This window comes from Streptomyces sp. NPDC014733, from assembly GCF_043083385.1.
In the GTDB taxonomy this organism is placed as follows: Bacteria; Actinomycetota; Actinomycetes; order Streptomycetales; family Streptomycetaceae; genus Streptomyces.
In genome coordinates this window covers 952,323-979,121 of sequence record NZ_JBIBYO010000001.1, presented here as the reverse complement: position 1 = coordinate 979,121, position 26,799 = coordinate 952,323, and the positions used below count along the sequence as shown (strand labels likewise).

The 26,799-nt window shown below is 70.2% G+C and carries 37 protein-coding genes; 18 read left to right on the top strand and 19 right to left on the bottom strand.

Going from position 1 to position 26,799, the window contains the following annotated elements; translation table 11 throughout:
• The first annotated feature begins 141 nt into the window (after window positions 1-141).
• The 6 genes from ACF1BH_RS04425 to ACF1BH_RS04400 all read left to right on the top strand — a co-directional run bounded on the left by ACF1BH_RS04425 (window position 142) and on the right by ACF1BH_RS04400 (window position 3,707).
• Entirely contained in the window at window positions 142-669 is a 528-nt protein-coding gene (locus ACF1BH_RS04425) for an HNH endonuclease family protein (protein ID WP_391640873.1), read from the top strand.
• Between the two features lie 133 nt (window positions 670-802).
• A complete protein-coding gene (locus tag ACF1BH_RS04420; protein ID WP_391640872.1) occupies window positions 803-1,459 on the top strand; it encodes a hypothetical protein in 657 nt (218 codons plus the stop codon).
• A gap of 82 nt (window positions 1,460-1,541) precedes the next feature.
• Window positions 1,542-1,970, top strand: coding sequence for a head decoration protein (locus ACF1BH_RS04415; protein WP_391640871.1), 429 nt, complete (start codon window positions 1,542-1,544; stop codon window positions 1,968-1,970).
• 14 nt (window positions 1,971-1,984) lie between these two features.
• Window positions 1,985-3,034, top strand: a complete 1,050-nt coding sequence (locus ACF1BH_RS04410) for a major capsid protein (protein WP_391640870.1) — start codon at window positions 1,985-1,987, stop codon at window positions 3,032-3,034.
• Window positions 3,034-3,303 carry a hypothetical protein gene (locus tag ACF1BH_RS04405; RefSeq protein WP_391640869.1) on the top strand — a complete coding sequence of 90 codons (270 nt, stop codon included), beginning with the start codon at window positions 3,034-3,036 and terminating at the stop codon, window positions 3,301-3,303. Before ACF1BH_RS04410 ends, ACF1BH_RS04405 begins: the two co-directional genes overlap by 1 nt.
• A gap of 65 nt (window positions 3,304-3,368) precedes the next feature.
• On the top strand, window positions 3,369-3,707 hold the full coding sequence (locus ACF1BH_RS04400; RefSeq protein ID WP_391640868.1) for a hypothetical protein: 339 nt from the start codon (window positions 3,369-3,371) through the stop codon (window positions 3,705-3,707).
• A 269-nt stretch (window positions 3,708-3,976) separates the two neighbouring features.
• Here the strand turns inward: ACF1BH_RS04400 and ACF1BH_RS04395 are convergent, their stop codons facing one another.
• From ACF1BH_RS04395 to ACF1BH_RS04305, 19 genes are all read right to left on the bottom strand, one after another.
• Window positions 3,977-4,432 carry an NUDIX hydrolase gene (locus ACF1BH_RS04395; protein ID WP_391640867.1) on the bottom strand — a complete coding sequence of 152 codons (456 nt, stop codon included), beginning with the start codon at window positions 4,430-4,432 and terminating at the stop codon, window positions 3,977-3,979.
• A 16-nt stretch (window positions 4,433-4,448) separates the two neighbouring features.
• A complete protein-coding gene (locus ACF1BH_RS04390; RefSeq protein WP_391640866.1) occupies window positions 4,449-5,243 on the bottom strand; it encodes an STM4013/SEN3800 family hydrolase in 795 nt (264 codons plus the stop codon).
• The gene (locus ACF1BH_RS04385) at window positions 5,240-5,749 is read right to left on the bottom strand and encodes a hypothetical protein (RefSeq protein ID WP_391640865.1); all 510 of its coding nucleotides are present in this window, start codon (window positions 5,747-5,749) and stop codon (window positions 5,240-5,242) included. Before ACF1BH_RS04385 ends, ACF1BH_RS04390 begins: the two co-directional genes overlap by 4 nt.
• Entirely contained in the window at window positions 5,742-6,374 is a 633-nt protein-coding gene (locus ACF1BH_RS04380; RefSeq protein WP_391640864.1) for a thymidylate kinase, read from the bottom strand. Before ACF1BH_RS04380 ends, ACF1BH_RS04385 begins: the two co-directional genes overlap by 8 nt.
• Window positions 6,371-7,390 (bottom strand): radical SAM protein, encoded by a 1,020-nt coding sequence (locus ACF1BH_RS04375; RefSeq protein ID WP_391640863.1) that lies wholly within the window; start codon window positions 7,388-7,390, stop codon window positions 6,371-6,373. Before ACF1BH_RS04375 ends, ACF1BH_RS04380 begins: the two co-directional genes overlap by 4 nt.
• A 213-nt stretch (window positions 7,391-7,603) precedes the next feature.
• Window positions 7,604-7,768, bottom strand: a complete 165-nt coding sequence (locus ACF1BH_RS04370) for a hypothetical protein (RefSeq protein ID WP_391640862.1) — start codon at window positions 7,766-7,768, stop codon at window positions 7,604-7,606.
• A 70-nt stretch (window positions 7,769-7,838) separates the two neighbouring features.
• The gene (locus tag ACF1BH_RS04365) at window positions 7,839-8,450 is read right to left on the bottom strand and encodes a hypothetical protein (RefSeq protein ID WP_391640861.1); all 612 of its coding nucleotides are present in this window, start codon (window positions 8,448-8,450) and stop codon (window positions 7,839-7,841) included.
• Window positions 8,451-8,508: 58 nt separating this feature from the next.
• Complete coding sequence (locus ACF1BH_RS04360; protein ID WP_391640860.1) at window positions 8,509-9,153, bottom strand: hypothetical protein; 645 nt, start codon at window positions 9,151-9,153, stop codon at window positions 8,509-8,511.
• Window positions 9,150-9,974 carry an endonuclease/exonuclease/phosphatase family protein gene (locus ACF1BH_RS04355; protein ID WP_391640859.1) on the bottom strand — a complete coding sequence of 275 codons (825 nt, stop codon included), beginning with the start codon at window positions 9,972-9,974 and terminating at the stop codon, window positions 9,150-9,152. The genes ACF1BH_RS04360 and ACF1BH_RS04355 overlap by 4 nt, the downstream gene beginning before the upstream one ends.
• A 36-nt stretch (window positions 9,975-10,010) precedes the next feature.
• Window positions 10,011-10,235 (bottom strand): hypothetical protein, encoded by a 225-nt coding sequence (locus ACF1BH_RS04350; RefSeq protein ID WP_391640858.1) that lies wholly within the window; start codon window positions 10,233-10,235, stop codon window positions 10,011-10,013.
• Complete coding sequence (locus tag ACF1BH_RS04345; protein ID WP_391640857.1) at window positions 10,232-11,167, bottom strand: Scr1 family TA system antitoxin-like transcriptional regulator; 936 nt, start codon at window positions 11,165-11,167, stop codon at window positions 10,232-10,234. The genes ACF1BH_RS04350 and ACF1BH_RS04345 overlap by 4 nt, the downstream gene beginning before the upstream one ends.
• A 22-nt stretch (window positions 11,168-11,189) precedes the next feature.
• On the bottom strand, window positions 11,190-11,423 hold the full coding sequence (locus ACF1BH_RS04340) for a hypothetical protein (RefSeq protein WP_391640856.1): 234 nt from the start codon (window positions 11,421-11,423) through the stop codon (window positions 11,190-11,192).
• Window positions 11,420-11,581, bottom strand: coding sequence for a hypothetical protein (locus ACF1BH_RS04335; RefSeq protein ID WP_391640855.1), 162 nt, complete (start codon window positions 11,579-11,581; stop codon window positions 11,420-11,422). Before ACF1BH_RS04335 ends, ACF1BH_RS04340 begins: the two co-directional genes overlap by 4 nt.
• A 193-nt stretch (window positions 11,582-11,774) precedes the next feature.
• Entirely contained in the window at window positions 11,775-12,395 is a 621-nt protein-coding gene (locus ACF1BH_RS04330; RefSeq protein ID WP_391640854.1) for a hypothetical protein, read from the bottom strand.
• Window positions 12,395-12,592 (bottom strand): DUF5999 family protein, encoded by a 198-nt coding sequence (locus ACF1BH_RS04325; protein WP_391640853.1) that lies wholly within the window; start codon window positions 12,590-12,592, stop codon window positions 12,395-12,397. Before ACF1BH_RS04325 ends, ACF1BH_RS04330 begins: the two co-directional genes overlap by 1 nt.
• Before the next feature lie 24 nt (window positions 12,593-12,616).
• Window positions 12,617-13,105, bottom strand: a complete 489-nt coding sequence (locus ACF1BH_RS04320; RefSeq protein WP_391640852.1) for a hypothetical protein — start codon at window positions 13,103-13,105, stop codon at window positions 12,617-12,619.
• A complete protein-coding gene (locus ACF1BH_RS04315) occupies window positions 13,105-13,686 on the bottom strand; it encodes a hypothetical protein (protein ID WP_391640851.1) in 582 nt (193 codons plus the stop codon). The genes ACF1BH_RS04320 and ACF1BH_RS04315 overlap by 1 nt, the downstream gene beginning before the upstream one ends.
• A 12-nt stretch (window positions 13,687-13,698) precedes the next feature.
• On the bottom strand, window positions 13,699-14,130 hold the full coding sequence (locus tag ACF1BH_RS04310) for a hypothetical protein (protein ID WP_391640850.1): 432 nt from the start codon (window positions 14,128-14,130) through the stop codon (window positions 13,699-13,701).
• The gene (locus ACF1BH_RS04305; RefSeq protein ID WP_391640849.1) at window positions 14,127-14,660 is read right to left on the bottom strand and encodes a DUF6415 family natural product biosynthesis protein; all 534 of its coding nucleotides are present in this window, start codon (window positions 14,658-14,660) and stop codon (window positions 14,127-14,129) included. The genes ACF1BH_RS04310 and ACF1BH_RS04305 overlap by 4 nt, the downstream gene beginning before the upstream one ends.
• A 561-nt stretch (window positions 14,661-15,221) precedes the next feature.
• Between ACF1BH_RS04305 and ACF1BH_RS04300 the strand changes: the two genes are divergently transcribed.
• The 12 genes from ACF1BH_RS04300 (at window position 15,222) to ACF1BH_RS04245 (ending at window position 26,799) form a co-directional block, all read left to right on the top strand.
• Window positions 15,222-16,313: a helix-turn-helix domain-containing protein gene (locus ACF1BH_RS04300; protein ID WP_391640848.1), complete on the top strand. Its 1,092-nt coding sequence runs from the start codon at window positions 15,222-15,224 to the stop codon at window positions 16,311-16,313.
• Window positions 16,314-16,335: 22 nt separating this feature from the next.
• Entirely contained in the window at window positions 16,336-17,004 is a 669-nt protein-coding gene (locus ACF1BH_RS04295) for a YdcF family protein (protein WP_391640847.1), read from the top strand.
• Window positions 17,005-17,284: 280 nt separating this feature from the next.
• Window positions 17,285-17,653 (top strand): hypothetical protein, encoded by a 369-nt coding sequence (locus ACF1BH_RS04290; RefSeq protein ID WP_391640846.1) that lies wholly within the window; start codon window positions 17,285-17,287, stop codon window positions 17,651-17,653.
• Window positions 17,643-18,074: a DUF6093 family protein gene (locus ACF1BH_RS04285; RefSeq protein ID WP_391640845.1), complete on the top strand. Its 432-nt coding sequence runs from the start codon at window positions 17,643-17,645 to the stop codon at window positions 18,072-18,074. Before ACF1BH_RS04290 ends, ACF1BH_RS04285 begins: the two co-directional genes overlap by 11 nt.
• The gene (locus ACF1BH_RS04280) at window positions 18,074-18,508 is read left to right on the top strand and encodes an HK97 gp10 family phage protein (protein ID WP_391640844.1); all 435 of its coding nucleotides are present in this window, start codon (window positions 18,074-18,076) and stop codon (window positions 18,506-18,508) included. The genes ACF1BH_RS04285 and ACF1BH_RS04280 overlap by 1 nt, the downstream gene beginning before the upstream one ends.
• Window positions 18,505-18,957, top strand: coding sequence for a hypothetical protein (locus ACF1BH_RS04275; protein ID WP_391640843.1), 453 nt, complete (start codon window positions 18,505-18,507; stop codon window positions 18,955-18,957). Before ACF1BH_RS04280 ends, ACF1BH_RS04275 begins: the two co-directional genes overlap by 4 nt.
• 116 nt (window positions 18,958-19,073) lie before the next feature.
• Entirely contained in the window at window positions 19,074-19,712 is a 639-nt protein-coding gene (locus ACF1BH_RS04270; RefSeq protein WP_391640842.1) for a hypothetical protein, read from the top strand.
• 1 nt (window position 19,713) lies between these two features.
• A complete protein-coding gene (locus tag ACF1BH_RS04265; protein WP_391640841.1) occupies window positions 19,714-20,268 on the top strand; it encodes a hypothetical protein in 555 nt (184 codons plus the stop codon).
• Window positions 20,211-20,627, top strand: coding sequence for a hypothetical protein (locus ACF1BH_RS04260; RefSeq protein WP_391640840.1), 417 nt, complete (start codon window positions 20,211-20,213; stop codon window positions 20,625-20,627). The genes ACF1BH_RS04265 and ACF1BH_RS04260 overlap by 58 nt, the downstream gene beginning before the upstream one ends.
• Before the next feature lie 11 nt (window positions 20,628-20,638).
• Window positions 20,639-24,907 (top strand): phage tail tape measure protein, encoded by a 4,269-nt coding sequence (locus tag ACF1BH_RS04255; RefSeq protein WP_391640839.1) that lies wholly within the window; start codon window positions 20,639-20,641, stop codon window positions 24,905-24,907.
• 1 nt (window position 24,908) lies between these two features.
• Window positions 24,909-25,859, top strand: coding sequence for a phage distal tail protein (locus ACF1BH_RS04250; protein WP_391640838.1), 951 nt, complete (start codon window positions 24,909-24,911; stop codon window positions 25,857-25,859).
• Between the two features lie 13 nt (window positions 25,860-25,872).
• Complete coding sequence (locus ACF1BH_RS04245) at window positions 25,873-26,799, top strand: hypothetical protein (protein WP_391640837.1); 927 nt, start codon at window positions 25,873-25,875, stop codon at window positions 26,797-26,799.

The window sequence follows — 26,799 nt, the reverse complement described above, 5'->3', positions numbered from 1 at the left end:
CGTGGGCAAGGCGATGCTGTGAAGACACCAACTCGCCTTCTTTCGACGCTCATTGCCAGCGTCTCGTTGCTCTGTGCCGCTCCTCCGGCCCACGCCGAGGGCATTCATCTGCCGTTGCGTGCCGCTGTCGCTTCGCTGCCGGTGGCTGATGAGGACCGCACCGGCTACGACCGGCACCTCTTCCGCCACTGGATCGACGCCGACCGGGACGGCTGCAACACCCGCGCAGAGGTGCTGCTCGAAGAGGCCGTCGAGGCCCCGACGGTCACCGGCCGGTGCAAGCTGACCGAGGGACGCTGGAACTCCTGGTACGACCACGCCGACATTGAGGGCCCGCGGGGCCTGGACATCGACCATCTCGTTCCGCTGGCCGAGGCGTGGGATTCGGGAGCATCGGCGTGGACGCCGAAGAAGCGGGAACGGTACGCCAACGACCTGGGCGATGCGCGGGCGCTGGTGGCGGTCAGCGCGCGCTCCAACCGGCAGAAGGCCGACCAGGATCCGACGACGTGGCTGCCCGCCGAGGATGTGAGGTGCCGGTACGTCGCGGACTGGACGGCGATCAAGCTCCGGTGGGGCCTGTCCATCGACGGCGCCGAGCAGCAGACTCTGATGCGGATCGCCGACGGCTGTCCCGACACTCCGGTCGAGGTCATCACCGCCGACTGACTGGGCGTGCCGCACAGCACGCAGCGGCGTACCGGGCTGTGGCTGGCCGGTACGCCGCTTGCGTGTGTCGGGCTGGGTGGGCGGTGGCGTGGCTACACTGGCCAGCGGTGCGGGGGCGCACTGGAGGAGTTGTATGGTCCGGCCCCTGCCGCCCGAGGACCGCACGTCGCAGGATGTGCCCGACGAGCCGCGTGACGGCCTCGCCCCTGCCCCGGAGAACGGCGGCGTAGAGCAGCAGGTCACGGTGTCCCAGGATCGCCTGGGCAAGCTGTTGACCCGTGAGAAGGCTCAGGGCGAACGTGCGGCCATCAGACGCCTGTTGGCGAGTTTGGGCTTCGATTCGCCGAAGGATCTGACGGAGTTCGTCGCCGCGCAGCGGGAGGCGGAGCAGGCCGCACTGTCCGAGGTAGAGCGCCGCGAGCAGGCGGCGAAAGAGCGTGAGATGCAGGCGGCACGGCGGGAGGCGGCGGCCGCGGAGCGGGAGCGGTCGGCGCTGCGGCGGGCTGTGCTGGTGGGGCTCGGTGCTGAGGGGGATGATCTGGCGGACGCGGAGCGTCTGCTGGACGTTGACGACGAAGCCGACGAGCCGCAGGTTCAGGCGGCGAGCGAGGCGTTGAAGGGGCGTCGGCCCGAGCTGTTCGGCCGGGGCCGTGTTCTGGGCGCGGCGGCTCCGGCAGGTGCTCCGGCGGGGCGGGGGCCGTCGCGTACGGCGGTGGTGGCGCGGCCGGGGGCGGCGGGGCTGGAGATGGCCCGCCGTCGGGGTCTGACGCCGTCGGACGAGGGCCGCTGAAGCGTGCTGTACGGGGACCACGCCCCTTCGACTTCGTGGACGGCGCCGCTGCGGGCGGTGCGCGGGAAGAGACCGCACGTCCATGGAGAAGAAGATGACCATCCAGCCTGTTTCGACGTCCGAGCACACGACCGCGAACCGTGAGTGGCTGCTGTCGCTGCACGGTACGGACTCGACCGACACGATCACCCTTGACCTGCCACTGTTCCGCGAGGGGACGCACTACGTGTGCAGTGACGGTTGCGACCCGTATGGGCGGGTGCTGTCCGGCGTTCCGGTCGGAAAGGTCGCTGAGTCCGGCCTCTACGGGCCCTACGACCCGGAGGCGTCGTGCGGCCGTCAGGTGCTGCGTGGCTTCGTCTACGCGGAGGTGCCGTTCGCGCCGGGGCAGACCCGCGTCCCGGCGGCGCTGCTGTGGCACGGCGCGGTGCGGTCGTCGAAGGTCCCCGGTGGCCTGGACGTGTCGCAGTTGGCCTGGCATCCGCGCGCGGCGCAGATCCGCTTCGCGTGAAAGGGGCGTGAGCTGTGACGATTCAGGACCTGTTGAAGGATGTGGCCGCCGCCGATCTGACGGCGTTCGCCCGCGCGGTGCCGTCCCCGGCGGACTTCCTGCTGACGCAGTCGATCTTCCCGACGAAGGTGCTGCCGGAGGTCAAGTGGCGTGTGAAGGACCAGGGTCGGTACGTGAATGCCGCGAAGTACCGGGCGTTCGACGCCTCGGTGCCGTTCGCGACCCGTGAGGCGTGGCAGACCTCCCGTGAAGGGGCGCTGCCCGCGCTCGGCCAGAAGCTGGTGGTCGGTGAGCAGGAGCAGATCCTGCTGGAGACGTCCCGCGGCGCGGATCAGGACCGGCTCATCGAGCTGCTGTACGACGACGTGGAGCGGCATGTGGAGGCGATCCGTTCCCGTCTGGAGCTGGCCGCCGGCGATGTGCTGGCTGATGGGAAGTTCTCCCTCGTGCAGGAGAACGGGCTGACGCTGGAGGTCGACTGGGGTGTGCCGGTGGAGAACCGGCCGGTCGCGGCGCGGCCGTGGTCCGATCCGGCGTCGGATCCGATCGCGGATGAGCTGCGGTGGATCGCGCACCTGGACGACATCGGCGCGCCGGAGCCGGAGTTGGTGATCACGTCGAGGAAGGCGTTCAGCTTCCTCGCGGCGAACAACGCCTACCGGGCCGCGTACTACGGGTCGGTGTCGCCGTCGACCACGCCGACGGCGACGCTCACCCCGCAGCAGATCAACGTGGTGCGCGGCAACTACTCGCTGCCGCCGATCCAGTTCTACAAGGCCCAGGTGCGGGTCGACGGGACGCCCCGCAAGGTGCTGCCTGAGGATCTGTGGGTGCTGGTGCCGCCGGAGCGGGAGAAGTGGGCGCAGACGATGATCGGTGTCACGGCGGAGGCCCTGGTCCTCTCGCGGGGCAGCAACCCGGAGATCGTGCGGGAGGACGCGCCGGGGCTGATCATCACCCGCGGTGTGCAGGACGACCCCGTGCAGATCTGGACCAAGGGCGCCGCCGTCGGTATGCCGGTCATGCACACCCCGGATGCCCATCTCGTGGCGAAGGTCCTGTGATGGCGGGCTCGGGGCGGCTGAAGGCCGCCGTGTACGTCCAGGACCCCGCCACCCGTGAGGTGGTGGTGCTGGTGCCGGGCGCACGCCCGGCACCCGAGTTGGCCGCCTTGATCACCAACCCCCACGCCTGGGAAGAGCCACCCGAGGACGCCGGGGCGGTGCCGATCGCGGTCGGGGAACCCGACCCGGCAGGCCCGCCGCAGCCCGGTGCGGGCGGGGGCAGGAAGGGGACCGGAGCCCGCCGCCGCCCGGCTGCCGCCGAGTCGTGAGCTCTCTCCCGCCGTCGGCGTCTGCTCGGCGGCGGGAGACAGCCGTAGAAGGAGAGGTGAGACGGGTGGATGAGTTCCAGCGGTCGTGGCTGCTCGCCCAGCTCGGCCCGGACGTCGATCCCGCGGACCTGGAGCGCCGGTACTTCAGGCTGAGGTCGGCGCGTGCGGTCGCGCTAGAAGTGCTTGGGGAGCGCCGGGCGAAGCTGTTGGCGGACCCGCTGAAGGTCACCGTCGACGGCGTCGTGACCATGGACCTTCAGGAAAATCTGAGGGGCATCGAGCGGCAGATCGAGCAGGTCCGTCAAGCTCCCGTTCCGGATGAGCCCGGCGCGGAGGAGAGCGACGGTGAGGGCGGCGGGCTGCTGGCGGTGACGTGGCTGGCGCCGGGGCGCCGGTACCGGTAGTGGGGGAGCGGTGCTCAAGGCTCGGAGATGCCAGGCGCGCCGCACGGTGGTGGCCACTCGGTGCGCTCTACAGCTCCTTCCCTGCGGCGCGGCCGTTGTCGGCGGCGGTGATGTTGAGGCCGAGGTGCGCGTGGGGCGGGAGGATCTGCGGTACGTAGACGGCGCATGATCCCCTGTGCGGGTGAAGGGCGCCCTTGCTCCGAGTTGCATCGGCAGTACGGCGAATGGGTGGCAATCGAACTCTCCGGCGTGGTGAGCTGCCGTGCTGGCTACCGGTGGTGTCGCGGGCGATTGTCGGCCTCGGAGAGGAAGAGAGCGAGGGGGCCGGCGGGGAGGAGGAAGCGGCCGTGACGAGCAGCGTCAAGGGCGTCGTCCATGGGCCACCACATGAGTTTGAAGTCCGCTTCACTCGCGGTGAGTTGCTGGGGCCCGAGGGTGAGGTGCCGGGCTTCGTAGAGGTGGATGCGGGCGGTCGAGGCCAAGGTCATGGCATAGGAGCCGAGGGGGCGCCACTGCTGTGCGGTGACCCCGGCTTCTTCGTGAAGCTCACGCTGCGCGCATTCCTCTGGTGTTTCGCCGGTCTCCATGCGGCCGCCGGGGAGGAAGAGGTGGTGGCCGCCGTGGCGGGGGAAGTCGGCGGTGAGGAGGGCGACGAGACCCTGGTCGTCCCGGGCCACCACGACGGAGGCGTCCCGGGACGGGGCGGTGTGTTCGGTGTCGGTCATGCGCGGAGCGTAGCGGCTACCCGCGCACCAGGGCGGTGTAGGGGACGGTGGTGACGGCGGGGTGGGTGATGCCGCGGCCGTGGAAGCCGTCGTCCCCGTAGGCGTCGCCGTGGTCGGCGCACAGGATGATCAACCACCGTCGGCCGGTGGTGAGGGTGGCGATGAGGCGGCCGAGGTGGGCGTCGGCGTACGCGAGGGCGGCACGTTGGGAGTGCGCGGTGTCGGTGCTGTGGCCGAGGTAGTGGCCGTGGGGGACGTGGGTGGCGGAGACGTTGAGGAACAGGAACAGCGGCCGTTCGCCGTGGAGTTCGGCCAGGTGCAGGGCGTGGTCGGTCTGGTGGCGGGTGGAGTCGGGTTCGGTGGAGCCGAAGGCGGGCTGCCAGTGGTCCTCGTCGAACATGTCGGGCAGGACGTTGCCGAGCGGCGTTTCGCGGGAGAAGTAGGTGACGCCCCCCACGCACACGCTCCGGTAGCCGTGCTGCGCGAGTCCGGCGGGCAAGCTGGGGGCGTCGAAGACGAAGGTCGGCGGGCTCACGGTCTTGAAGGCCGGGGGCCGGCACTCCCACAGGCGCGGGGGCTGGTGCGGGGTGGGGAGTTTGGGGAGGAAGCCGTGGAAGAACGCGGTGTGGGCGGGGAGGGTGAAGGTGCCCGGTGTGGTGCGGCGTTCCCAGCCGGTGTCGGGGAGCAGGCGGGCGAGGTGCGGGGTTTCGCCGAGTTCGAGGGCTTGTTGGGCGACGTCGTAGCGCAGGGAGTCGAGGGTGACGAAGAGGATGTTCGTGCCCGTGGTGATGATCTCGCGCGCGTCGATCACCTCTGAACCTCCGCCCTCGGGCCGGTGCGGTGGGCTTCGATGCGGCCGCGGGCGGCATCGTTGACAGGGATCGGGACGTGGTCTTCGGCGATCATGCGGCGGATGACGGCGAGCCCGCTGTCCTCGGTGAGGCGGCGGCCGGCGTGGTCGTGGAGCGTGAGGGTCACCGTGGCGCCTGTGTCGGCGTCGCCGAGGGTGGAGACGAAGACGCTGGGAACGCCGCCGAGATTGCGGGCGGCGGCCAGCAGGCTGTCTTCGGTGGCGTGGCCGAGGTCGGTGACGGTGGCGGCGTAGTGGCGTGCGTTGATGGCGCCGCGGCACAGCCGCTCGTGGAAGCGGACGGAGATCGGGTGGCCGTCGTGGGAGACGGCGATCCGGTGGGTGTGGGTGGTGACGACGAGGCAGGAGCCGATCCACCACGCGACCCCTTCGTGGATCTGGCCGGGGTAGCGGCCGATGGCGCATCCGCCGGTGAGGACGGCGTTGACGTCGATCGGGTTAAGCACGGGCCTGCTCCAGGTGGTTGAGGACGGTATCCGCGAGTTGGCGTGGAGAGATGCCGTCGGTGTCGAGGCGGATGGCGGTGGTGTCGGCGTCGGCCGCGGCGTCGAAGTTGGCGACCAGGCGCTCCAGACGCCCGGGGACGCCGAACAGGGCGGTGTCGTCGGCCTTGAGGTCCTGTTTGGTCGTCATCCGTTCGCGCAGGGCGTTGGGTGAGCACCGCAGGTAGAAGGTGTGGTCGGGGGCGGTGAGGTAGGGCGTGAACGGCGTCAGGAGGCGGGTGACGTCGTCGGTGTGGAGGTGGTGGACGGCGGCGTGGCAGGCGATCACAGAGGAGGCGTACCGGTCGGCGATCACCGGGCCGCGGGCCAGCTGTTGTCGGACGAGGTCGGAGGCGTGCAGGAGTCCGGAGAGGTAGAACGCGAACTGCGGAAGCGGCTTCATGGCGGTGTTGGCTGTCTCGGACCAGGCGGAGTGCGGCGCCGGAAGGGTGTGCAGTGCGGCGGCGCCGATGCGGGCGGCGAGGATGCGGGTGAGGGTGGACTTGCCGATTCCGGAGACGCCTTCGAGGACGATGAACGGGCCGCGGCGGGCCGCGGGTGGCGGCGTGTAGGGGGGTGGGGTGGTCACAGGACTCCCTCGGTGAAGGCGGCCAGGTGTCCGGCGACGGACTGGGCCAGGCGGTCGGGGTCGGAGAGCTGGTCGCGGATGTCGAGGCGCAGGTCGTCGCGGAGCAGGCAGGGCTGGATGCCGCCGTTGTGGTCGGCGCGCAGGGCCCAGAACCCTTCGACGCAGGTGGTGCGCAGGGGGCAGGTGCCGCACTGGCCGACGTGGTGGCGGCCGAGGTGGCGGTGGATGACGTCGATCTCCACCCCGTCGACGCGGAAGATGCGGCGGCCTTGGCCGGTCCCGGCGACCTCGACGTGCTCGTCGTGTGTGAGGGTGCGCAGGTGGTTGACGATGGCGTCGGCGGGCATGGCGCTGGCGGCGCGGGCGGCGTTGAAGTCGGTGCCGACCAATTCGATGAACTGCACGGGCAGTCGGCGTTGGAGGGCGAAGTCGAGGATGGCGGGGACCTCGTGCGCGTTCTCCTTCAGCAGGAGAGTGTTGATCTCGACGCGCGGGATGCTCTCGCGGGCGGCCTCGATGCCGTCGAGGATGGCGTCGATGCTGATGCGGGTTCCGGCGATGGCCTTGAGGGACGCGTCGGAGAAGTAGTGCAGGGACACCTTGATCTTGTCGAGGTGGGTCTTGGCCAGCCAGGACTGATGCGTGCGGACACGGGTGCCGTTGGTGATCAGTGTGAAGGAGGCGTCCGGCGTGGGTGTGGGGAGACGTTCGAGGACGGGGCGGGCGAGCGGTGAGGTGAGCGGTTCGCCGCCGGTGAAGTAGACGCGCTTGAGGCCGGCGCTCATCAGGGAGGAGATGAGCGTGAGGTAGTTGTCGGCGGTCAGGGCGCGCTCGCGCGGCTGCTGGGTGCGGTCGCGGCGGGTGAGAGGCGGCGGGACGTCGCCTTCGTTGTGGCAGAACCAGCAGGCTATGTTGCAGCGGGGCGTGAGGGAGATGCGGAGTTGACCGCGTAGGGCGGCGAAGTTGTGGAGGGCGGTCCAGTCCGTTGAGGGCTTGCTGCCGAGCAGGTCGTGCACGGTTCCTCCCAGTGCCGGATGCCGCTCCGCGCCGTGCGGAGCGGGTCGTTCACGGATCACGGGCTGGCCTCGATCGGCCAGCGGACGGTGCGCGGTACAGCCTCTTCGGCGGACGGCGGTGACCGTGCGGTGGGCATGGGCCTCCTCGGGATCGGGGCGAAGGAACGTGGCTCTTACGGCGATGGTGTGGGGCTGACTGCGGTGCGCAGTGGTCTAGGTCTGGTCGCTGTCCTTGAGCTTTTCGGCGGCGAGCGCGGCGGTGGCCTTATCGATCCCCTGGAGCGCCAGCTGTTCGAGGTCGACGGTGCCGTCCGACTTGGTGGGCTCGTCTCTTCCCGGAAACGGCAGGGGATCGCCGTTGTATCCCATCAGGACCATGATTTGTTTCCTTTTAACTGGTATGAGTGATAGTGAAAGGAGAGCTAGGTGGAAGCTCGTGCTCCGCCTGTCAGCATTCTCCGGAAGGTGTCATTGAATCGGTTTTCCATACTCCGGATTCCCTGTACATGACGACCGTCATGCGCTCAGGGCCCGCAGGCGCACCGTCGAAGTGCTCGCCGGTTCGAGGGTCCTTCGCGGCAAGTCCGCGATCACCGATGCAGTAGCTCAGGAACGCGGAGTTTTCGCCGAGGGATTCCACGTACGGGTCGGAATACCGGATGGTGCCCACAGGTGCGCGGTGGCGCTCCTTCGCCTGGCGGACCACCGTGCGCGCGTCCTGTGCAGCTTTGCCGCTGTAGTAGTGCCCGATTTCCGGGGCGTCTGGGTCGCTTTTTGCGACGGCTGAGTATCCGGTGAGAATGGCCATTTTCCCGTCCAGGAGAACTGACTTCTCCTGGACGTCATCGGCGGACCACGATTCGAATTTTGCTTTGAGGCCCGGGATGGATTCCAGGGGAGGGCGGGCAGAGGAATGTGATGGCGTGGGTGCCGGCTGGTGATGTGCAGGGCTCGCTTTCTCGATGGGGTATTGGGGGGTGATCCCGCACCCCGTCAGCAGAGCACCTCCTGCGGTAAGCATGGCGATCAGGGCGGGGAGGGAGAAATGTTTTCCGGTCATGGCTCTTTCTTCTTGAGGGGGAGGGGGCTCGGGGTTGCGTACGCGTCTGACGGGCGTGTCAGGCAGCGGCGTTGCGGAGGCGGGGGCGTACGGGCGTGATGCCGTGCAGGGAGACAAGCGCCTGGTGGGCGACCACCCACCGGGCATGAGCACTGCGGTAACCGACGGGGACGAGGCTGGCGGTCGTGGGTCGGAGGGGGACGGAGACCGGGTCGTGGAGGAGACCGGAGACGCCCCACGGGCGGACCTCGTCCACGAGGACGGCGGTGTAGGGGCGGCGCTGGCGGTGTCGGGCACCGGCCACGCGCGGGGCGCACCGGTAGCACACCGGCGGGACGGCGGTTATGTGCCCTTCGCGCACTTCGGTGCAGCTGAGGAGGAACAGAGGCCGGTCGCCAGTGCGCTCCGGCCCGCCGCGGAGGAGGTGCCCGCCGAGAGCGGAGACGGCGTCGACGTGGCACAGCAGATCGTCCATCGCGCGCCGCTGCCGGTAGGAGTGGACACGGCCGGTGAGCTGGGGACCGCGCCCGGGGGCGGTCTGCTGGCGGCGCCACAGGATCTCGTGCCGGTCACGGTCGTGCGCCAGCTCGCCCCGGAAGGCGAGCCGCGGGTAGCCGCGCGGGCACCGGCGCATGATGACCGGCGGCGTCACGTCGACCTCTTGGCCCCACATCGCCGTGTAGGTGATCACGGATGCTGTCACGGGACGAGGGTCCGCAGGTCGAAGGTGGCGATTCCGGGGAGGTGATCGCTCGACGTGCGGGCGACTGGGTTGTCGATGACCCTCCAGTCGGTCAGGGCCGGGGCGAGAGCCTCGGAGGGAAGGACGAAGTCGCTGCGGTGCTCCCATTCCTCGCCGCCCGGCCAGTACCCGGCGGTCGGGGTGGGCGGCTGGCCGAGGTGGGCGGCCGGGTCGGCGTATCCGACGGCGGTCAGGGCGCGGATCGCCCGGCGGTCGAGGCCGCCGTGCCCGCCGGAGGGCAGGACCTGGCGGTGACGGGAGTGCAGGTGTGGGGGGATGGCGTCCCAGCTCGGAGGTTCGGGGTCGTCCGGGCCGACGGTGTTGAGGTCGCCGATCAAGAGGCTGCGGCGGCCCTGCTCCGCGTACTCCGTCAGCCAGCCGGTCTCCGCGAGCCGCATATCGGGGCTGGCGGGGTTGAGGTGGGTGTGCAGGACGGTGATGCGGTGACCGTCGGCCTCGATCAGCGTCCGGCTGGCGGCGTGGTGGAAGTCCGCGGGGGCGATGTTGGGGGTGTGCTCGATGATCTGCACGCGAGGCGTGCGGATGAGGAGCAGCAGATGGCAGCCGTGGGAGGCGCTCGGTGTGAGCAGGGGCTCCATTCCCAGGGCACTGGCGGTGTGCCGCAGGCGGCGTTGGCGATCGCGGTCCCAGTCCTTGGCCTCCTGGATGCCCAGGATGTCGAGGCCGGCGACGAGGGCCAGCTGCCGCTCGAAGTCCTGGGAGTCCGGTGCGCCGCCGTCGCGGATGTTGTAGGTACCCACCCGCAGCAGTTGTTCGGTCATGCGATTTCTCCTTGCGATAAGTCCGGGAAGAGGTGGTCACCGGGGTGCGTTCGGTGGCGGCGTGCCGAGGAGCGTCCGGAGCCCCCTGGCCGCGATGTCCCAGAGGGTCGGAGGCGGGGCGTCGTCGGGGACGTAGTCGGGGACGTAGTGGCAGAAGCGGCAGTGGGAGACGACGCGCACCGCGCCGGAGGCCGAGTCGATGAAGTAGTCCTCGACGGCCGGTTCGCCGCACGCACACCGGGGTTCGGACGGCGGGATCACGCTCCCGCCTCCCCGGTGCCGGCGCGGGCGGCTTCGTCGCGGAAGCGGGACGCCGCCGCGGCGATGAGCTGGCGGCTCTCTTCCGCGGGGAGGGCTGCGGCCTGGGCCTCGTCCAAGACCTCGATGAACGGGCGGCCTTCGGCGCCGGTGTGATAGATGGCGCTGTAGGACTCCTGGACGAACAACCTCTGTGCGGAGATCGCAAGTTCACTGCTGCCGCCCCACTCCCAGATGGGCGGGCCGCCGTGCGGCAGGACGTGCACCTGGGCACCGTGGTCGATGAGGGTCAGCAAGTGGTTCATCTGCGCGGCCGTGATCGCGGCGGTGCCGACGGGGCGGGCGAGGGTCTGGTAGTCGAGCAGCGCGGTGAGGGAGGCCGCGCGGCGGAGAGGGAGGCCGCGCGGCGCCCGGATGACGGTCCTCGGCCCGATCGAGATCGCGTGTGCGTAGGCGGGGGTCCGGACGACGGCGGGCAGGAGCCGGTCGGCGTACGTACGGATCGTGGTGGCCGCCTGCTCGCACCAGGACAGGCGCTGGTACCACCTCGGCCCGCAGTCGCAGATCATCCGGCCCGTCCATTCGCCGCCGTCCTCATCACCGGCGAGGTGGGTGATCTCGCGGGCCTCGTCCGGGTCGACGCCGTAGGTGGTCAGCAGTTTTCGGATGACGTGCGGGTCCAGGGGGTACTGGGCCCGCTCCAGCCGGGACACTGAGGAGTTGCTCGGCCGACGGCCCGAAGAGGTAGTTCCGTGGGGGCGGTTGCGGGAGCGCAGTGGGGTTGGGCTCGCGGCGTGGAGGGCGGATGGCGCTGCCGCGGCGGCGTCCTTCTGTGTCCCGAACTTGGTGCGGTGGGTGCGGAGCGCGACGGTGGCCACGATGCGGCCGGGGGGCGGGGCGCCGCCGAGGGACGGGACGGGGGCGGGTGCGGGCACGGGGTCTCCTGAGGCGCGGGAGCTAGCGGGGGCAGCAGGTGGTGCAGCGGTTCATGCGGACGGTGAGGTCGGATGCCTCGGAGGCGTCGCCGCGGGCGCGGGCGGCGACCTGGGCGTGACGGAGTTCTTCGCACCGGGCGCACAGGGCTGCTGGTCTGCGGAGTGGGAGCAGGACGTCGTGGCCGAGGAGGCGGGGTGCGGGCGACATCGTGCGCTGCTGCGGCGCGGGGGCGGGCGGGATGTGGTGGGTTGTCACTGTGCCTCCGAATGGGTGGCGGTCCAGCTGTGGAGCCCGGAGTGATGGAGGAACAGCACGCACGCCTCGCCGGTGTCGCTCGCGTGCGGGCAGTTGGGCCGGGTCTCGAACCAGCAGTGGCGCCCGCGGTCGTGGTGGTTCCACCGCAGCCACGCCACAGGGCGTGGCCGTCGGGGAGTTCGGTCAGGGCCAGGGCGTGGGCGACGTCGGGCAGGGCCTCGTGGTCGGCGACCAGGATGCAAAAGCAGCGGCGCCAGATGGCCGCGGCCAGCGGGGCGAGGTCGGGCTGGCTGGTGCGGCGCTGGTCTTCCAGTGCCTCGCGGGGCGGCGCTTCCTCGTAGCAGAACTGACTCACGGGGCCTCCGCGAGATGGGCACTGTCGTCCAGGTCGACGGCGGTGTGCTCGGTCAGTTCGCGGACGAGGAGCCGTGCGAGGGTCCAGCGCGCGTTGTAGCTGCCGTAGGGCACGGGCAGCGCGTCGGTCTCGGGGGCCGGCGGGAGCTGCTGGACTTGGTGACCGGCCCAGCGGTACCGGGTGCCGATGACGCCGTGGAGGCGGTGGCGGGCGACGAGGAGGGCGGTGTGGCCGTGCTGCAGGGCGGCGGACTCGCGGGCGGCGATGCGGGCGTGGGCCAGGCACACCGGTGGCAGGACCGTCCGCACCGACTGCGAGGTGTCCGCACCGCCGGGGACGAGGAACAGCAGGCCAGGCCGGACCTTGGGGCGGGTGCTGTGTATCTGCCGGACGGGCTGTCCGCACATGACGCACGTCAGGTAGAGCATGAACGCGCGTTGCTCGGCCGGGGCGGTGGGGTCCCACAGGACATCGCGCAGGTCCCGGTGACCGGGACGTTCGTCGACGAAGCCGAGCCGGAAGTGGTCTCCGGGGCCGCCGCGGCGCACGCACAGCTGCGGTCCGTCGTGCGCCCCGTCCGTCGGAGCCAGGGGGAGCAGGTCGGTGGTCACGGTCATCAGGCGACCGCCAGCTGGGGGGCCGGGCGGCGCGGGCCGGTGGCCTCGCCGTCCGGGCCGAGGTCGCCGGTGTCGTCGAAGAGCACGACGCCGTTGCACAACAGGCTCCATCCCTGCTCGGGGTGGGACACGAGGGGGCGCGCGGCATCGCGGTCGGGGGAAGCGGCCGCGGGGCACGGGGGGACGTGGGTACACATACCGGGTCCTTCCGGTTCGGGTGGCTAGAGCGCGACGTGGCGGCGGGAGAGGGGAACAGGGCGGCGGGGGAGCTTGTGGCGGTAGGGGACACCGAGCTGGACGGCGCGGGTGATGAGGTGCGCGGCGGAGTCGGCGCCGGTGATCTCGCACAGCGTGCGCAGGTCCTGCTCGACCTCGGACTCCGGCTTGGTGACCGCCCCGGCGATGTCCTGAGCGGTCACGCCCTGGGAGAGGAGCCGTATGAGCGCGACCTGCGCAGGGGAGAGACGCACCGAGATCTGATGACGGACCGGGTCCGGCGGCGGCGCGGGCAGCGCACCGGTGGCATAGGCCCGCTCGACGGCCCCCGCGCACGTCATCTCGCGGCGCCCCAGCTTGCCCTTGGCGCTCGCCAACATGCCCCGGACCGTCTTCGCCCGCAGGGTGGTCTGCGTCGCTACCGCCTCCACGGACATCCCGAGGGCGACCCCCAGCACCACATCCGCCTCCGCAGGCGTCAACCCCGCCGTCATCAGGCGTCTCCGTGAGCGGGATTCGAGCCGCCGGTCAGGGCCGCGGCCAGGCGGCGTGCTTCGTCGCCGCCGAGGGGGAGGAGTTCCATGGTGACGACCTGGCGGCAGCGGTCGCAGTACGGAGCGAGGTCGCCGAGAAGCGGAAATCCGATCGCGGACTCGCTCGCTACCTTGAGACGGGTGCACGCCTCCTGAGCGACATGCCAGTCGGGGTAGTACTCCCGCTCCGGTGTGGGCGGGACCGATGCGCCCAGGGCCTGGGCGAGGGTGTCGACGTCCGGGATGCAAAGGTCTCCGAGGTGGATCAACCCGAACGCGATCCGAGGCGCGACGCGGATCTTGTGCACCTTCAACGCCTCGCGCAGCTCCTGCACGACCGGCAGGAGGGAGGGATAGAGGCGATCGGCCAGGACATCCATCTGCCTCGCGGAGAGGCCCTTGAGGATGACGTCGCCGCCGTCCACGCTGAGGGAGACCTCCCCGGGTAGGTCCGCAGCCCGCAGTCCCTCGGACACGTGGCGGACGGCGATCCGGCGCGCGAGCACCTCGACGTCCGCGCTTTCGGCGGGGTCCTTCGGCATCAGAAAATCCCTTCAGATCAAGGCAGTTGGAAAGAAAGAGGAGCCAGGTGCCAGCGGCGTGACGCAGCTGTGGGAGGGAGGTGGCGGAGTGGGGCACGGGTTGGCCAGAGGCAGGGGCGCACTGACGGGGGCGACGCTCCAGGCCCAGTAGCCCGATGGTGTTGTCACGGTGAAGCGCACGGGGTGCCCCTGACGGAGACCGACTGTCGCCTGGCGGGCGGCGCGGTGATCGCCCAGCCACGCCCACGCGACCCCGAAACCGACGGTGTCCAGGTCGAGGAGGGCGGCGCGGACGGAGCCGCGCAGCCACTCCATCGCCAGGTCGTGGCTCGCCGCGACGAAGCTGTGTGGCACCGGCCCGTCGGCGTTGAGGGTGACCGGTAGACCGATGTCGTTGGTGCGGTCCAGGTGCGCCCAGTACGCGGACGGTGGTGGCGGGGTCACGCGCACCACAGCTCCCGGTCCCGGAGATGAGGTTCGAACGTCGGCAGCGGTTCGGTGGCGACGTCCGGCTCCAGCTGGTCGAGGAGGTCCTGGGCGGCCATCGCCATCCGACGCACCTGGACCGCATCGGCGCTCGCGGCTGCGGCCGGGCCCGTGCGGAGCCGGTCGGCATGGTTGAGTGCTGCGCCGAACTCCGGAGACGAGCAACGGCCGGCCGCGGCGCGGGCCATGTTCACGAGCTGCCCCAGCAGCCGGTCCAACCGCTCCGCGAGGTGCGGCAGCTCGGCGGGATTGACCAGGTCCCGTGCGGGGCTCTCGAGGCGACGGCGCATCAGGCCCGGTGCCCGGCGGCTCCCGGCGACGCCCTCCGGCCCAGCGGGCGCGCCGAGGACCCGGTTGAGGTCTTCGTCGTACTCGGCCAGATACGCGTCGTGCAGCCTGTCGATGAGTCGCAGGAAGCGATCCGTCCTGCTGGCGTCATCAGGACGAGACGCCCTTGCCGCTGCACCGTAGGGGAGCACGGTGTTCATGACGCGGCCTCCTTGGAGGGAACGACGGGAGTGGATGGCCTGAACGAGAAGGGATGGACTGGTTGGCCCCGCCGATTGCCGCGCATCAAGAGCACGCGGGCTCCCGCCATGTCGAGGCGCCGTTCGCGGTCTCGGGCTGTCTTCTTTGGGCCTAAATGAGACAGCGTGGGCAGAACAACCCCGTACGCGTCGGGCACCTTGAGAGCTTGTAGAAGTCCCGCGAAAGCGGCTGGTGACGACGGAGAGCGTTCAGCGAACATGCCGCCGAGCGTCAACTCATGGGTGCTGCAATATTCGGCTATAGCTCTGGTAAGCGCCTGTTGCCGGGCTGATGAGGTTCCTACCAGGCTCAGAAAGCCGTAGACGACAGGACCAGTTACTGCGCGCTGCTCGGTGAGAGGCTCCATGGGTGCGAGTCCGTCCAATGCATCGGAAGACTGGTAGTTCGAGACTCCCGTGGAAAGGCAGATCAGGGAACCAACTGCTGTCCCACTTGTGTTCCACTTCCGTACCTGAAGCTGCACCTGCTGTGCTTTCATGGCGCACGGAAGGGAGCGACGCGTGGCGACTGTGCATGAATGGACTGGCCTGGAGGCTCGTGCCCTGCGTCACGCCCTCCGTATGAGCGTCAGAGGGTTCGCCGAACGACTTGGTGTGGCAGTCAACACGGTCTCGAAGTGGGAAAAACTTCTAGCGGGCACCAAGCCCAACACCGACAGTCAGGCAATCCTGGATACGTGTCTCGCGCGGGCTGACGCGGCGGCTCATCTGCGGTTCGAGACCCATCTCTCGGAGACAAGAGATGGGGCGACAGGGACGATGCGGCGCGTCATGATCCCGCGCCCGAGAGCGTGGGAGTACGAGGAGTGGACCGACGATCTCGATCGAGCCGTCGTCGCCCTCTCCCGTCAAAAGTTCCACTTCGCAGATGACCTTCTGCGCCGCTGGACTGCTCGATTTCAACCTGCTGACCTGGATGACCGGGGGCTCTATCTCCTTGCACGATCTACTACGCTGCTAGGCGACCTGCGGCGTGATCAAGGCGAGATCTTTGGGCCCTTGTCCGCTAGGCGGTCCTATGCCGGGGCACGCTCGGTCTTCGCTCAACTGGAGATTCCGCGTCGCGTCGCCCAGCTTGATCTCTCCCTGGCTGTGGTGGCTGAGATGGCCGGTGAGCTGGACGCAGCCGCGCATCGATACGAGGAGCTAGCCGTTGACGACCGCCTTGCACGCCGGGACCGAGCGAGGGCACGCCTGTGGGTAGGTACTGCCTTGAGCAAGGACGGCAACCACGACTTCGCCGCCCGCGTCATGCAGGGTGCAATCCGCGAGTTCGAAGACCTTTCCGAGCCGGAAGACTGGTCGGTGGCGCATCAGAAGCTTGCCCTCGCCCGCCGGGGCGCCGGCGATCTGGACACCGCCCTACGGTTGATTGATGTCGCTCGTAGCACTGGGGTAGTCGACTCCCCGATGCAGCGAGTGCGTCTGGACACTGCGTATGGCCACATCCTGCTATCCGACCCTGCGACCCTGGATGATGGATTCCACGTCCTCGATAGCGCCCAGAGGTTGGCTGCCGAGTTCCGGCTGAGCCACCAACTCCACAGCATCGAGGACATTCGGAAGTCGAGCCAGGGGCAGCAGGCCCCCTGACCGTGACCAGGGAGACAGGCGAGTGACGGACAACCAGCAAGTCATCAGCGAGGAACAGTGGCGTGACGCGAAGTTGATCTGGGATTTCCACCAGATGCACCATGAAGTGCGCCAGGCTGATGTGGCCGTCGGACTCGGCAGCCACGATCTTGGGGTGGCTTCCTTCTCCGCCGAGCTGTACCACGCTGGCTTGTTTCCCACCGTGGTGTTCACGGGTGGCAATAGCCCTACGACAGCGGCCCGTTTCCCGCGCGGGGAAGCCGTCCACTACCGCGAACACGCTCTCGAACTTGGCGTTCCAGACAGCGCGATCCTTTTGGAGCCTAACGCTGGCAACACTGGCCAGAATATTTTGCTTTCCCGCGAAGTGTTGGCCGCCGCAGGAATTTTCCCGAAATCCGTACTGCTTGTGTCGAAGCCCTATATGGAGCGACGCTCGTATGCGACCGCGCGTAAGGTTTGGCCTGAAGTGCAGGTGATCTGCGCTTCGGAGCCGCTGGAATTCGATGAATACATTAAGAACATCGGCGATGAAAAGCTTGTAGTTGACATGCTGGTGGGAGACCTACAGAGGGTAATTGAATACCCGTCGCTCGGGTTTGCTGTCGAGCAAGATGTCCCGGAGGGCGTGCACGCCGCATACGCCTCCCTCACCAACAGTGGATTCACCAGCAGACTTCTCTCTTCGTGATTTCCCCATGCCTGGGGACTGAAAGCCCTGACAGCAGCCGCTGAAGAACGAGTTGCCCAGGAACCAGCGGCTGCGCAGCGAGGGTACGGAAGTGGCATGAGCGTAGGGAATCCGGAAGGCTGAGTCGCGCAGACCGGCAGCGGCCGGTTCTCGGCGTCTTGCCGCTGGGTAAAGAAGCAGCAATGCCCTCGGAGATGTGCAGGTCGTTCAGGGTTTGCTCCGCGCGAGCGGAGACGCGTTGACGGGGGTGGTGTCCGACGCCGTCCCTAGGGTCGGCCAGATGGATACCACCACCGCATTGCACCATGTTCGGATTGGTGCTCGTCGCGAGCACGCTGACATCGAGATCGACGGTGCCGAGATCGCTCCGGGCGCCGTCGAGGCGTACACCGTCACCCAGGTCGCGGGCTCACCCGCGCAGATCGTCCTTCACGTCACCGAGCAGCAGGATGCCCAGTGGTCGGGGGTCGCTCGGGTGGCGGTGGCCGAGGCTGCCGGGCCGGGGCCGGAGGCGGCGGTGTTCCTCGACGCCATTGACCCCGAACTTCTGGAACGCGCCGCGCTCGCCCGGCCGGATCTCGGTACGGAGCCGCATGCGGTGACGCGGGCGATCCTCACCCAGCTCGGGGAGTGGGCCCGTGGCCTTTGACGTCGAAGGTGCCCGCCGGGTCGTCGGCCGTGTGCTGGACGACGAGTTGGAGGTGTGGCGGGACGGCGCGGGCCGTGCGGACGACGTGCTGGACGAGAACACCGGCCGGCTGGTGCCGCCCGCGGGGGACGAGGTGCTGGTGTGGGCCGGGCTCGGCGCGGTGATGCCGCTCGGCCGCCCCGCCCTCACCCCGCCCTTCGCCGGAGCCACCGTCGCTCAGCCGCCGACCACCGACTACCAGGCCGTCCTTCCCATCGAGGCCCCGCCGCTGCGCCGCGACGATGTGGTCCGCGTCGCTGGCTCCGTACGTCCCGGTGGGCCCCGTGACGCGGCTCTGGTCGGCCGCCGGTTCCGGGTCGCCGACGAGACGGTGGGCACCTTCACGGTGGTGCGGATCGTCCGGGTCCAGGTGATCGACTGATGCCGCCGGAGAGCCAGAACCCGCACCCCAACGCCCACCCGGACGCGGTCCCGTTCCGCGACCCGATCGCCCTGGCCGCCACCCTGGCCCGGATGGGCCCAGCCGTCCGCGCCCGCACCCGGGCCATTACCCGGCATCACGCGATGCTGCTGCGCGTCCGCGTCCAGCGCAACGCCAGCGGCCGTCCCGGCCCGAACGTCATCACCGGGCAGTACCGGGCCTCGTGGGACGTGCGGATGCGCACCGGCGGCGGGCAGGTCACCGCCGAGGTGTTCTCCAACGCCCCGCAGGCGCGCCGCCTGGAGTACGGCTTCGTCGGCGTCGACAGCCTCGGCCGTCACTACCGGCAGCCGCCGTACCCGCACGTCGAGCCCGCCTTCCGGCAGACCGAACCCGCCTTCCTCAAAGCCCTCGCCGACGGGATCCTGCGGTGAGCGCCCCGGCCCGTCTGCCCGTCACCCGGGCCCTGGCCGCACTGCTGGAGCACGCCACCGGCCACCCGTGCGGCCTGAGCGAACTGCCCCGCATCCAGCAGGAGTCCGGGCAGTGGGCGCCCGCGCCCGCCCCGTACACGATCCTCGACGCCCTCCCGGCGGAGTTCGGCGGGCCGGGGCTGTGGGACTGGCACGCCGACGCCTCCTGGAGCTACCAGGTCACCTCCATCGCCGACCGCGTCGACCAGGCGCAGTGGCTGGCCGACCGCGTACGTGACGCACTCGTCGGCCGCACCGACGACACCTGGACCTACGACCTGCCTGTACCCGAAGGACGGGTCATCGACCGGGAGGTGACGTACGACGCCGGAGGGGAAACCTCGGTGTCGGCGGCAGGGGCTATCGTGTCGTACGTGCAACGGTTCACGATCACCGTGACCCCTGCCTGAACATCCTCACCGCGGAGGCCCGCGCGGACGCCCGGCCCCGGCCCGGCGACCCCCCTTTTGAACCTCAAAGGGGCAGGGCCCCAGGCTGGCCGCTGCCCCGGAAGTGGGAGCGGACCGTGTCCCCGAAGCAGCCCTCCACCCAGAACCGATTCCTGCGCCGCGGCATCTCGAAGATCTACTGGCTCAAGAAGATCAACGACCCGAAGTGGCCGACGCGCACCGAAATCTCCGAACCCAACCGGTTCGACCTGACCAGCGCCGTCTCCGACATCGAAGGCTGGGCGCTGGAGAACGACCCCATCGAGACCCCCGACATGGGCTCGACGTTCAACAGCTCGATTCCCGGCAACGACAAGGCCGAGAACAGCTCGCTGACCTTCTACGAGGACCAGCACTCCGACACCGTCGAGCAGCACCTCACCAAGGGCGCGAAGGGCTACGTCGTCCTGCTCCGCAAGGGCGACCTGCCCGGCTCCCGCTCCGCCGACGTCTTCCCCGTCCAGGTCGCCACCCGCGCCGCGACCTACAGCACCGGCAACGAGGCCGCGAAGTTCAAGGTCGACTTCACCATCACCGACAAGCCGTCCCTCGACGCGGTCGTCCCCGAGGCGTTCCACACCCTGCCGGCGCCCGCGGACGACTGCGATGACGACGGCCACCCGCACAGTGACCACGTCGACCTGACCGTGGTCAGCACCACCAAGACCAAGACCGAGGCGACGGCCCGTGAGCACACCGCCGACGACGAGGACTGACGTGTCGCGCCCCACCCAGGCCAAGCGCCCCGCCCCTCCCGCCAGCCCGGCGGAGGGGGCGTGGGCGGCCAAGATGGACCGCCTCCGCCACCGCGCCCGGCCGCAGAACCGGCTGCGCGTCTGCGACGACGACGAGCTGCGCCAGCGGCACGACGAAGCCGAACAGACCGCCCGACGCGCTCGGTTCGTCGCTGAGGCCAACCCCGGTGACGAGCTGGCCGAACGCCAGTCGGCCGACGCCGACTCGGCACGCGACCAGGCCCTCGCCGCGCTGGACGAGGCGTCGGAGTTCTTGACCTTCCGCGCGCTGCCGCGCCCGGTGCTGGAGGAGCTGATCTCCGAGCACCCGCCCACCGAACAGCAAGCGGAGGAAGGGGCGATCTTCAACCCCGACACCTTCCCCGTGGCGCTGGTGGCGGCGGCCTCCGTGGACGGCATGAGCCCCGAGGAGGCCGAGGAGCTGCTGAACGGCTGGTCGGCGCCGGACGCGAACGCCCTGTGGGACGCGGCCTGGCAGGTCCAGCAGCAAAGCCGGGTGGAGCTGGGAAAAGGCTGAGCCGCGACGCGGGCCTGCGCGCCGAACTGGAGCTGTGCGAGCACTACCGCATCCCGCACTCGCAGTTCCTCGGCGGCGACGGCCGCTGGTCCGATCTCGACCGTGCCAAGGCCCTCGCCTGGGCGCAACGGCAGCGGTCGGTGTGCCCGGAGTGCCGCACCCGCCTGGAGGAGTGGGACCACGTCCGCGGCGGCGACCGGCACGCCTACGTCACCGACACCCTGCGCTGTCCCGGCTGCGAGCTGATCGAGCAGGAGCGCGATCAGGTCCCCCAGGACCGGTCCGGCTACGGCGTGAAGATCCAGCTCTTGCCGCGCGACCAGTACGAGCCGCGCCCTGATCCGCCCCGCACCACGTAAGGAGCTGCCCGGTGGCCGGGTTCACTCTCACCGTCGCGATGCGCGCCGAGGTCCGCGACCTGATTGCGGGGACCCGCGCTGCCTCCGCGCAGATGCGGACCCTGGGGGAGCGGACCACTGCCGCGAACCGGTCGCTGGCCCGGCTGGACGCGGGCGGAGCCCGCCTCGCCTCGCAGTTTGCCGCGCTGAACCGCTCCTCCCGCTCCGCCGCACGCGAGCTGAACCGGATCACCGCCCGCGCCGCCGCCGCCCGCACGGCACTGCGCTCGGCCGGGACCGACGGCGCCCGGTCCATGTCCCGTCTCCAGCGCGCGACCGCCGGGGCGGGCCGCCGGGGCATGGCCGCCACGTCCCTGCTCGCGGGCGGCGGCCTGCTCCTCGGCGCCGGCGAGATGGTGGAGGAAGGCAACCGCTACCAGCGGGAGATGAACCAGTTCCGTGCCGTCACCTCGGCCACCGCCGGGCAGATGAAGCGGGCCGCCCTCGTCGCCCAGGACCTCGGCAATGATCTGACGCTGCCCGGGGCGACCGCCGCGGACGCCGCCGAAGGCATGGTCGAACTGTCGAAGGCCGGGTTCCGCGCGGACCAGTCGATCGACGCCGTCCGTGCCTCCCTCCAGCTCTCCAGCGCCGCGAACATCGACGCCGCCACATCAGCCCGGTACCTGGGCGACACCATGGACCAGTACAGTCTCGGCGCCGACCAGGCATCCCGGGCCGCCGACACCCTCGCCGCCACCGCGAACAACGCCTCCGGCTCGATCACCGACATCTACTACTCCATGCGCTACGCCGGGCCGGTCGCCAACGCCCTCGGCGTCTCGCTGCAGGACACCGCGGCAGCCGTCGGCATGCTCGGCAAGGCCGGAATCCTCGGCCACACCGCCGGTACGAGCCTGCGCGGCATGCTCGCCAACCTCGCCGCCCCGACACCTCAGATGGTGGGTGCGCTCAAGGATCTCGGCATCCAGGCGTGGGACGCCGAAGGGCGTTTCAAGGGGCTGCGCGTCGTCATCGACGGCCTGTCCAAGGCCGAACACTCCATGTCGCAGCGCGACTTCACCGCTGGCGCCACCAAGGCGTTCGGCAAGACGAGCCTGTCCGGCGTGGTCGCCCTTGCCCACCAGGGCGTCGAATCCTTCGACGCCCTGTCGGCGTCCGTACGCCAGACCGGCGCCGCCGCCTCCCTGACCGCCTCCCGCGGCCAGGGCCTGACCGGCGCGATGACGCAGCTGCGCACCCAGGCCCGCCAGACCGGCCTCGCCCTCTACGAGGGCATGGCGCCCGGCCTGGAATGGGTCACCCGCCTGATGACCCGCTCGATGGCCGGGGCCACCCCGTTCCTCACGCAGGCCCTCGACTACGGCCGTGACCTGGCCACCCTCTACGGACCGGACCTGAAGGCGAAGACGAAAGACGGGCTCGGCGGCCTCATGACCGAGGCCGAGCAACTGCTCGGCCCGCTCAAGGACATCGGCGAGCACTCCCTGGCCACCGGCCTCAACCTGCTCACCAACGCCGCCTCCACAGTCGGCGATGTGCTGGGAAACGCCGCCGACGGCGCCGAACCGTTCCTCAGCGCCCTGGCCGGGCTCGGGCAGGAAGGAGGCGCCGCGGCCGGGACCCTCGACATCATCGCCACCGTCGGCAACACCGCCATGGACGCCGTCTCCGGACTGTCCCTCGTCCTCGTTCCCGTAGGCCACATCGTCGGCGGCCTGGTCACCGCGTTCGGCGCGCTGCCCGCACCGATCCAGTCCGCCGCCCTGGCGATGCTCCTCTTCCGCCGCGCCCAGCCCGCCCTGACGAGGATGGCGACCACCGTGAGCGGCCCGGTGCTTTCGGGCTTCGCCGCGTTCAACCAGCAGATGCGCGTCCAGCAGTCCCTGGCCGCCGCGTCCGGAGTCTCCCTGAACCGCTACGGCGCCGCCTGGGCTGCCGTCCAGGCCCGCGTCGGGTTCCTCGGCACGATGACGGCAGCGTTCCGCAGCGCGAACGGCGCCGGGCAGACGTTCACCGGCACACTGTCCGGCATCGGGCGGGCAGCCGGATCCGGACTCCGCTCTGCGCTCGGCGGCGTGACCAGTGCCCTCGGCGGACCGTTCGGCGTCGCCATGGCGGGCGTATCCGTCGGCCTCGGGCTGCTGGCCGACCACCAGCAAAAGGCCGCGCAGGCCGCCGCCGAACACCAGCAGCGCATCTCCTCCCTCACCTCCGCCCTCCGCGACTCCGGCGGACAGATCGACACCAACGTCCGTACACAGGCCGCTCAGGCCCTGCTGGACGCCAAGACCGACCAGGGCCAGCTCACCAAGGTCATGGAACAGGCCGGCGTCCCCCTGGCCAGCCTGACCGACGCCTACCTCGGCCAGGGAACCTCCCTCGGCGCGCTGCAACGCCAGCTGATGGCGACGGCCAACTCCCACCGCGCCTACAAGGACATCGCGAGCGGGAAAGCATCCGTCCTCGACTACACCGACGTCGGCCAGCGGTACAAGGACGCCGCCGACGCCCTCGGCTCCGTCAAGGGCGAGATGGCCGAATCGGTGAAAAACGCCAAGGAACTCGCCCAGGCCACCCAGGGCGCCGGCGACGGCACCTCCGCCTACGACCGGCTCAAGACCGCCGTCGGTGGCCTCGCCGACCAGACCGCCGACGCCGACACCCGCACCCGGTCCCTCAAGAGCGCCCTCGACCTCCTCTCCGGCGGACAGATCTCCCTCCAGGCCGCCGAAGCCAAGGTCAACTCCGCCGTCCTCGACCTCAAGGACGGCGGAAAGAACATCGACCGCGGGCAGGGCTACGGCGCCCGGCAACTCGTCAACCAGGACAAGACCCTCAACACCACGACGAAGAACGGCCAGCAGCTCTACACCCAGCTCACCGCTCTGTCCGACGCCGCCGCCGACGCGTCCGTCGCCACCTACGACCTCGCCCAGCGCAACGGCGAAGCCCTCCCGACCGCCCTGGCCAAGGCCACCGGGCAGATGAGCCGCGCCCGCGCCGAAGCCATCAAAGCCGCCCGAGGGTACGGGCTGACCAAGACCCAGGCCGAAGGCGTCGCCGACAGCCTCGGCCTGCTGCCCTCCAAGGTGTCCCTGCTCCTCCAGACCAAGGGCATGGACAGCACCCTGGCGAACCTCATCGCTGTCCAAGCCGAGTTCCACCGCCTGCCGAAGACCAAGACGATCAAGGTCGACTCCCTCAGCGACGGCGCGCAGAAGAAGCTGCGCTCCCTCGGCTTCACCGTGAAGACCGTCCCCGGCACCCGCCAGATCAAGATCACCGCGCCGACCGCGGGCGCGAAGAAGAACCTCGACACCCTGATCGACAAGCTCGGCCGCACCCCGAACAGCAAACACGTCAAGGTCTCCGCGCCGACCGCCGCCGCGATCAAGAGCCTCCAGGCCGTCCAGACGAAGATCCGCGCAACGCCCGGCGCGAAGACCGTCACCGTCCGCGCCCCCACAGCCCAGGCCCGCAAGCAACTGGAGGCACTCGGCTTCCGGATCGAGAAGGTCCCCGGCTCCAAGAACGTCCGCGTCACCGTGCCCACCAGCGGGCCCCGCCGCGCCGCCGACGCCATCCAGCAGCGCATCAACGCCCTGCGCGGCAAGCAGGTCACCGTCACCACCCGCCACGTCACGGTCTTCGACGACCTGCGCCGCTCCAACGACGCCGCGGCCGACGCGCTGCGCCGCCAGGCCGACAACGCCCGACGGCAAGCCACCGGGCACGCCGACGGCGCCGTCGTCGACTACTTCGCCGACGGCGGCATCACCGGCGGCCCGCGCCGCGAACAGCACATCGCGCAGATCGCACCCGCCGGTAGCTACCGCGTCTGGAGCGAAAAAGAAACCGGTGGGGAAGCGTACGTTCCCCTCGCCGCAGCCAAGCGCGACCGCAGCAAAGCCATCGTGGAAGAAGTCGTCACCCGCTTCGGCGGCGACGTCCAGTGGTACGCCAACGGGGGCATCCGCGGCGCCCGCGACCGCAACTACGCGCCGATGCTGTCCGGTTCCCTCAAGTCGGCACGCAGCGTCGCGGCCATGGCAGGCGTCGTACGGGCCTTCGACCTGCGCACCGGCAGTGACCAGGCCCGCACCCGCGTCGTAGACGCCCGCGCCGGAGGGCGCGTCCAAGTCGTCGTCGTACGCGAACAGCAACCGCTGATCGGCTCCATGCCGGTCACCGTCTCCGACAGCTCCGCCACCCCCGAGCAGATCGGCACCGAGATGATGCGCACCCTGCGCAACGCGCAGCGGGGCGGGAGAGTGTGAGATGAGCACAGCACTGAACAAGAACCCCGAACTCGCCCCGTTTCAGTACGAGATCGGCGGCGTCGTTCTCGGCACCGGCAGTCTCGTCCCGGTCGGGAACATCGAAGGTCTGGGCTCCCCGGCCACCCGGTCGCAGGACGCCGACAACGCCAACGGCGACGGCACCGCACCGGGCCGCGACTTCTACGGTCCGCGGCCCCTGCGCTTCGAGGCGGGCATCAAGACGCCCGGTGACCCTGTGAAGGCCGCGGAGATTCTCGCCCGGCTTGAGCGGGCTCTGGATGACCCCGCCGCCCGGACCAGCCCGGACGGCCGCCATGTTCTGCGCGGCCGGTGGCCCGGGCACTCAACACGCCGCCTGTACGGACGGCTTCGCCGTATGGAGGCCACCAGCACCGCCACCGCCGTGCACGGGTGGATCCCGCTGGACATCGAGTTCGTGAGCTTGGACAACCCGCGCTGGTACGACGACGAGCTGTCGAAGCTGACGCTCGGCCTCGACCAGGCCGCCCGCGCGAGGGGAGGCGACCGCACCGTGGACGAGGCGATGGATCCCCCCGCCGCCTGCCGCGGCACCGCCGACCCGGATCACCGTCCGGCCGACGATCGGCCCGGCTGGGTCACCAACCGCGGGGACGCGCCGACGTGCCCGAGCCTGCGCGTCCACGGTCCGGTCACCCGGCCACGGATCTGGAACACCGTCACCCGCCGCGTGCTCGAACTCGACCTGTCGCTGCGCGAGGGCGAGTGGGTGGAGCTGGAGACCCGACCCAACACCTGCTGGGTGCTGCGCAACGGCACCGTCAACGTTGCCAACGACCTGAGCCCTGCGAGCCGTCTCGACCTGTTCACCCTGCCGCCGGGCCGCTCCGAGATCGCGTGGACCGCGACCGACCCGTCCGGCACCGCGCGCCTTGAGGTGGCGTGGCGGTCCGCCTACACCACCCTGTGAACGGAGAGCACTCGTGACGCTGCAACCCCCCATGATGGTGCACGGGGCCGATCACTCCGCCCGCGCGATGCGCCTGGTGATCCGCGACCTCGCCCGCGGCCGGCAGGGCGTAGCGGAGAGCGAGGACCTGAAGGTCCGGCCCCTTGAGACGCCCGGTCCCGGCGTCCGTGTCGGTGACGGCTCCGCGCTCATCCACGGCGCCCGCCCATGGCAGGGGGCCTACACCCAGAGCAACATCGGTGATGCCAGTGTGGACGTCGAGCCGACCGGCCCGTTCGCGCGCACCGACCTCATCGTCCTGCGGATCGAAGACCCCGAGTGGGAAGGGGACCGCGACCCGCGCACGCAGGAGATCGGCTACTTCCACGTCGTCCAAGGCGTGGCCGCCGACGCCTCCGCCGTGCCCGAAGGGATGACCGGCCTCGCCCTGGCCCGGGTCGCCCTGCCGCGCAACACCGCGTCGATCACCGCTGAGATGATCACCGATCTGCGACAGGTCGCGAACCCGCGCACCGAGCGCATCCTGCGCACCGTGCACCCGACGAAGACGGAGGAAGTCCCGGGCAAGCACGGCCAGTGGGCGGCATGGCCGCAGGAAGCCGCCTGGGATCTCGACGTTCCCACCTGGGCGACGACCGCCACCGTCGTCGTCACGCTCTCCGGGCTGCGCGCGGAGGCGGGCTCGGTGTACGCCGAGATGCGCACCCACCTCGGTGAGCGGGCCGCGAAGCCGACCGTTGTCGACGACGACGGGACCACCACCCGCCGCTCCTCCGCGACCCTGGCCGACACGCTCGCCGTGCCGCCTGCCTACCGCGGCACCCGCCAGCACCTGGCCGTCGAGATCAACCAGAACGACAAGTACGGGGACGGCAAGCTGACCGTGGCGAAGGGCACGACGGTCACGCTCGACGTCGCCTTCACGGAAGGACCCGCGTGA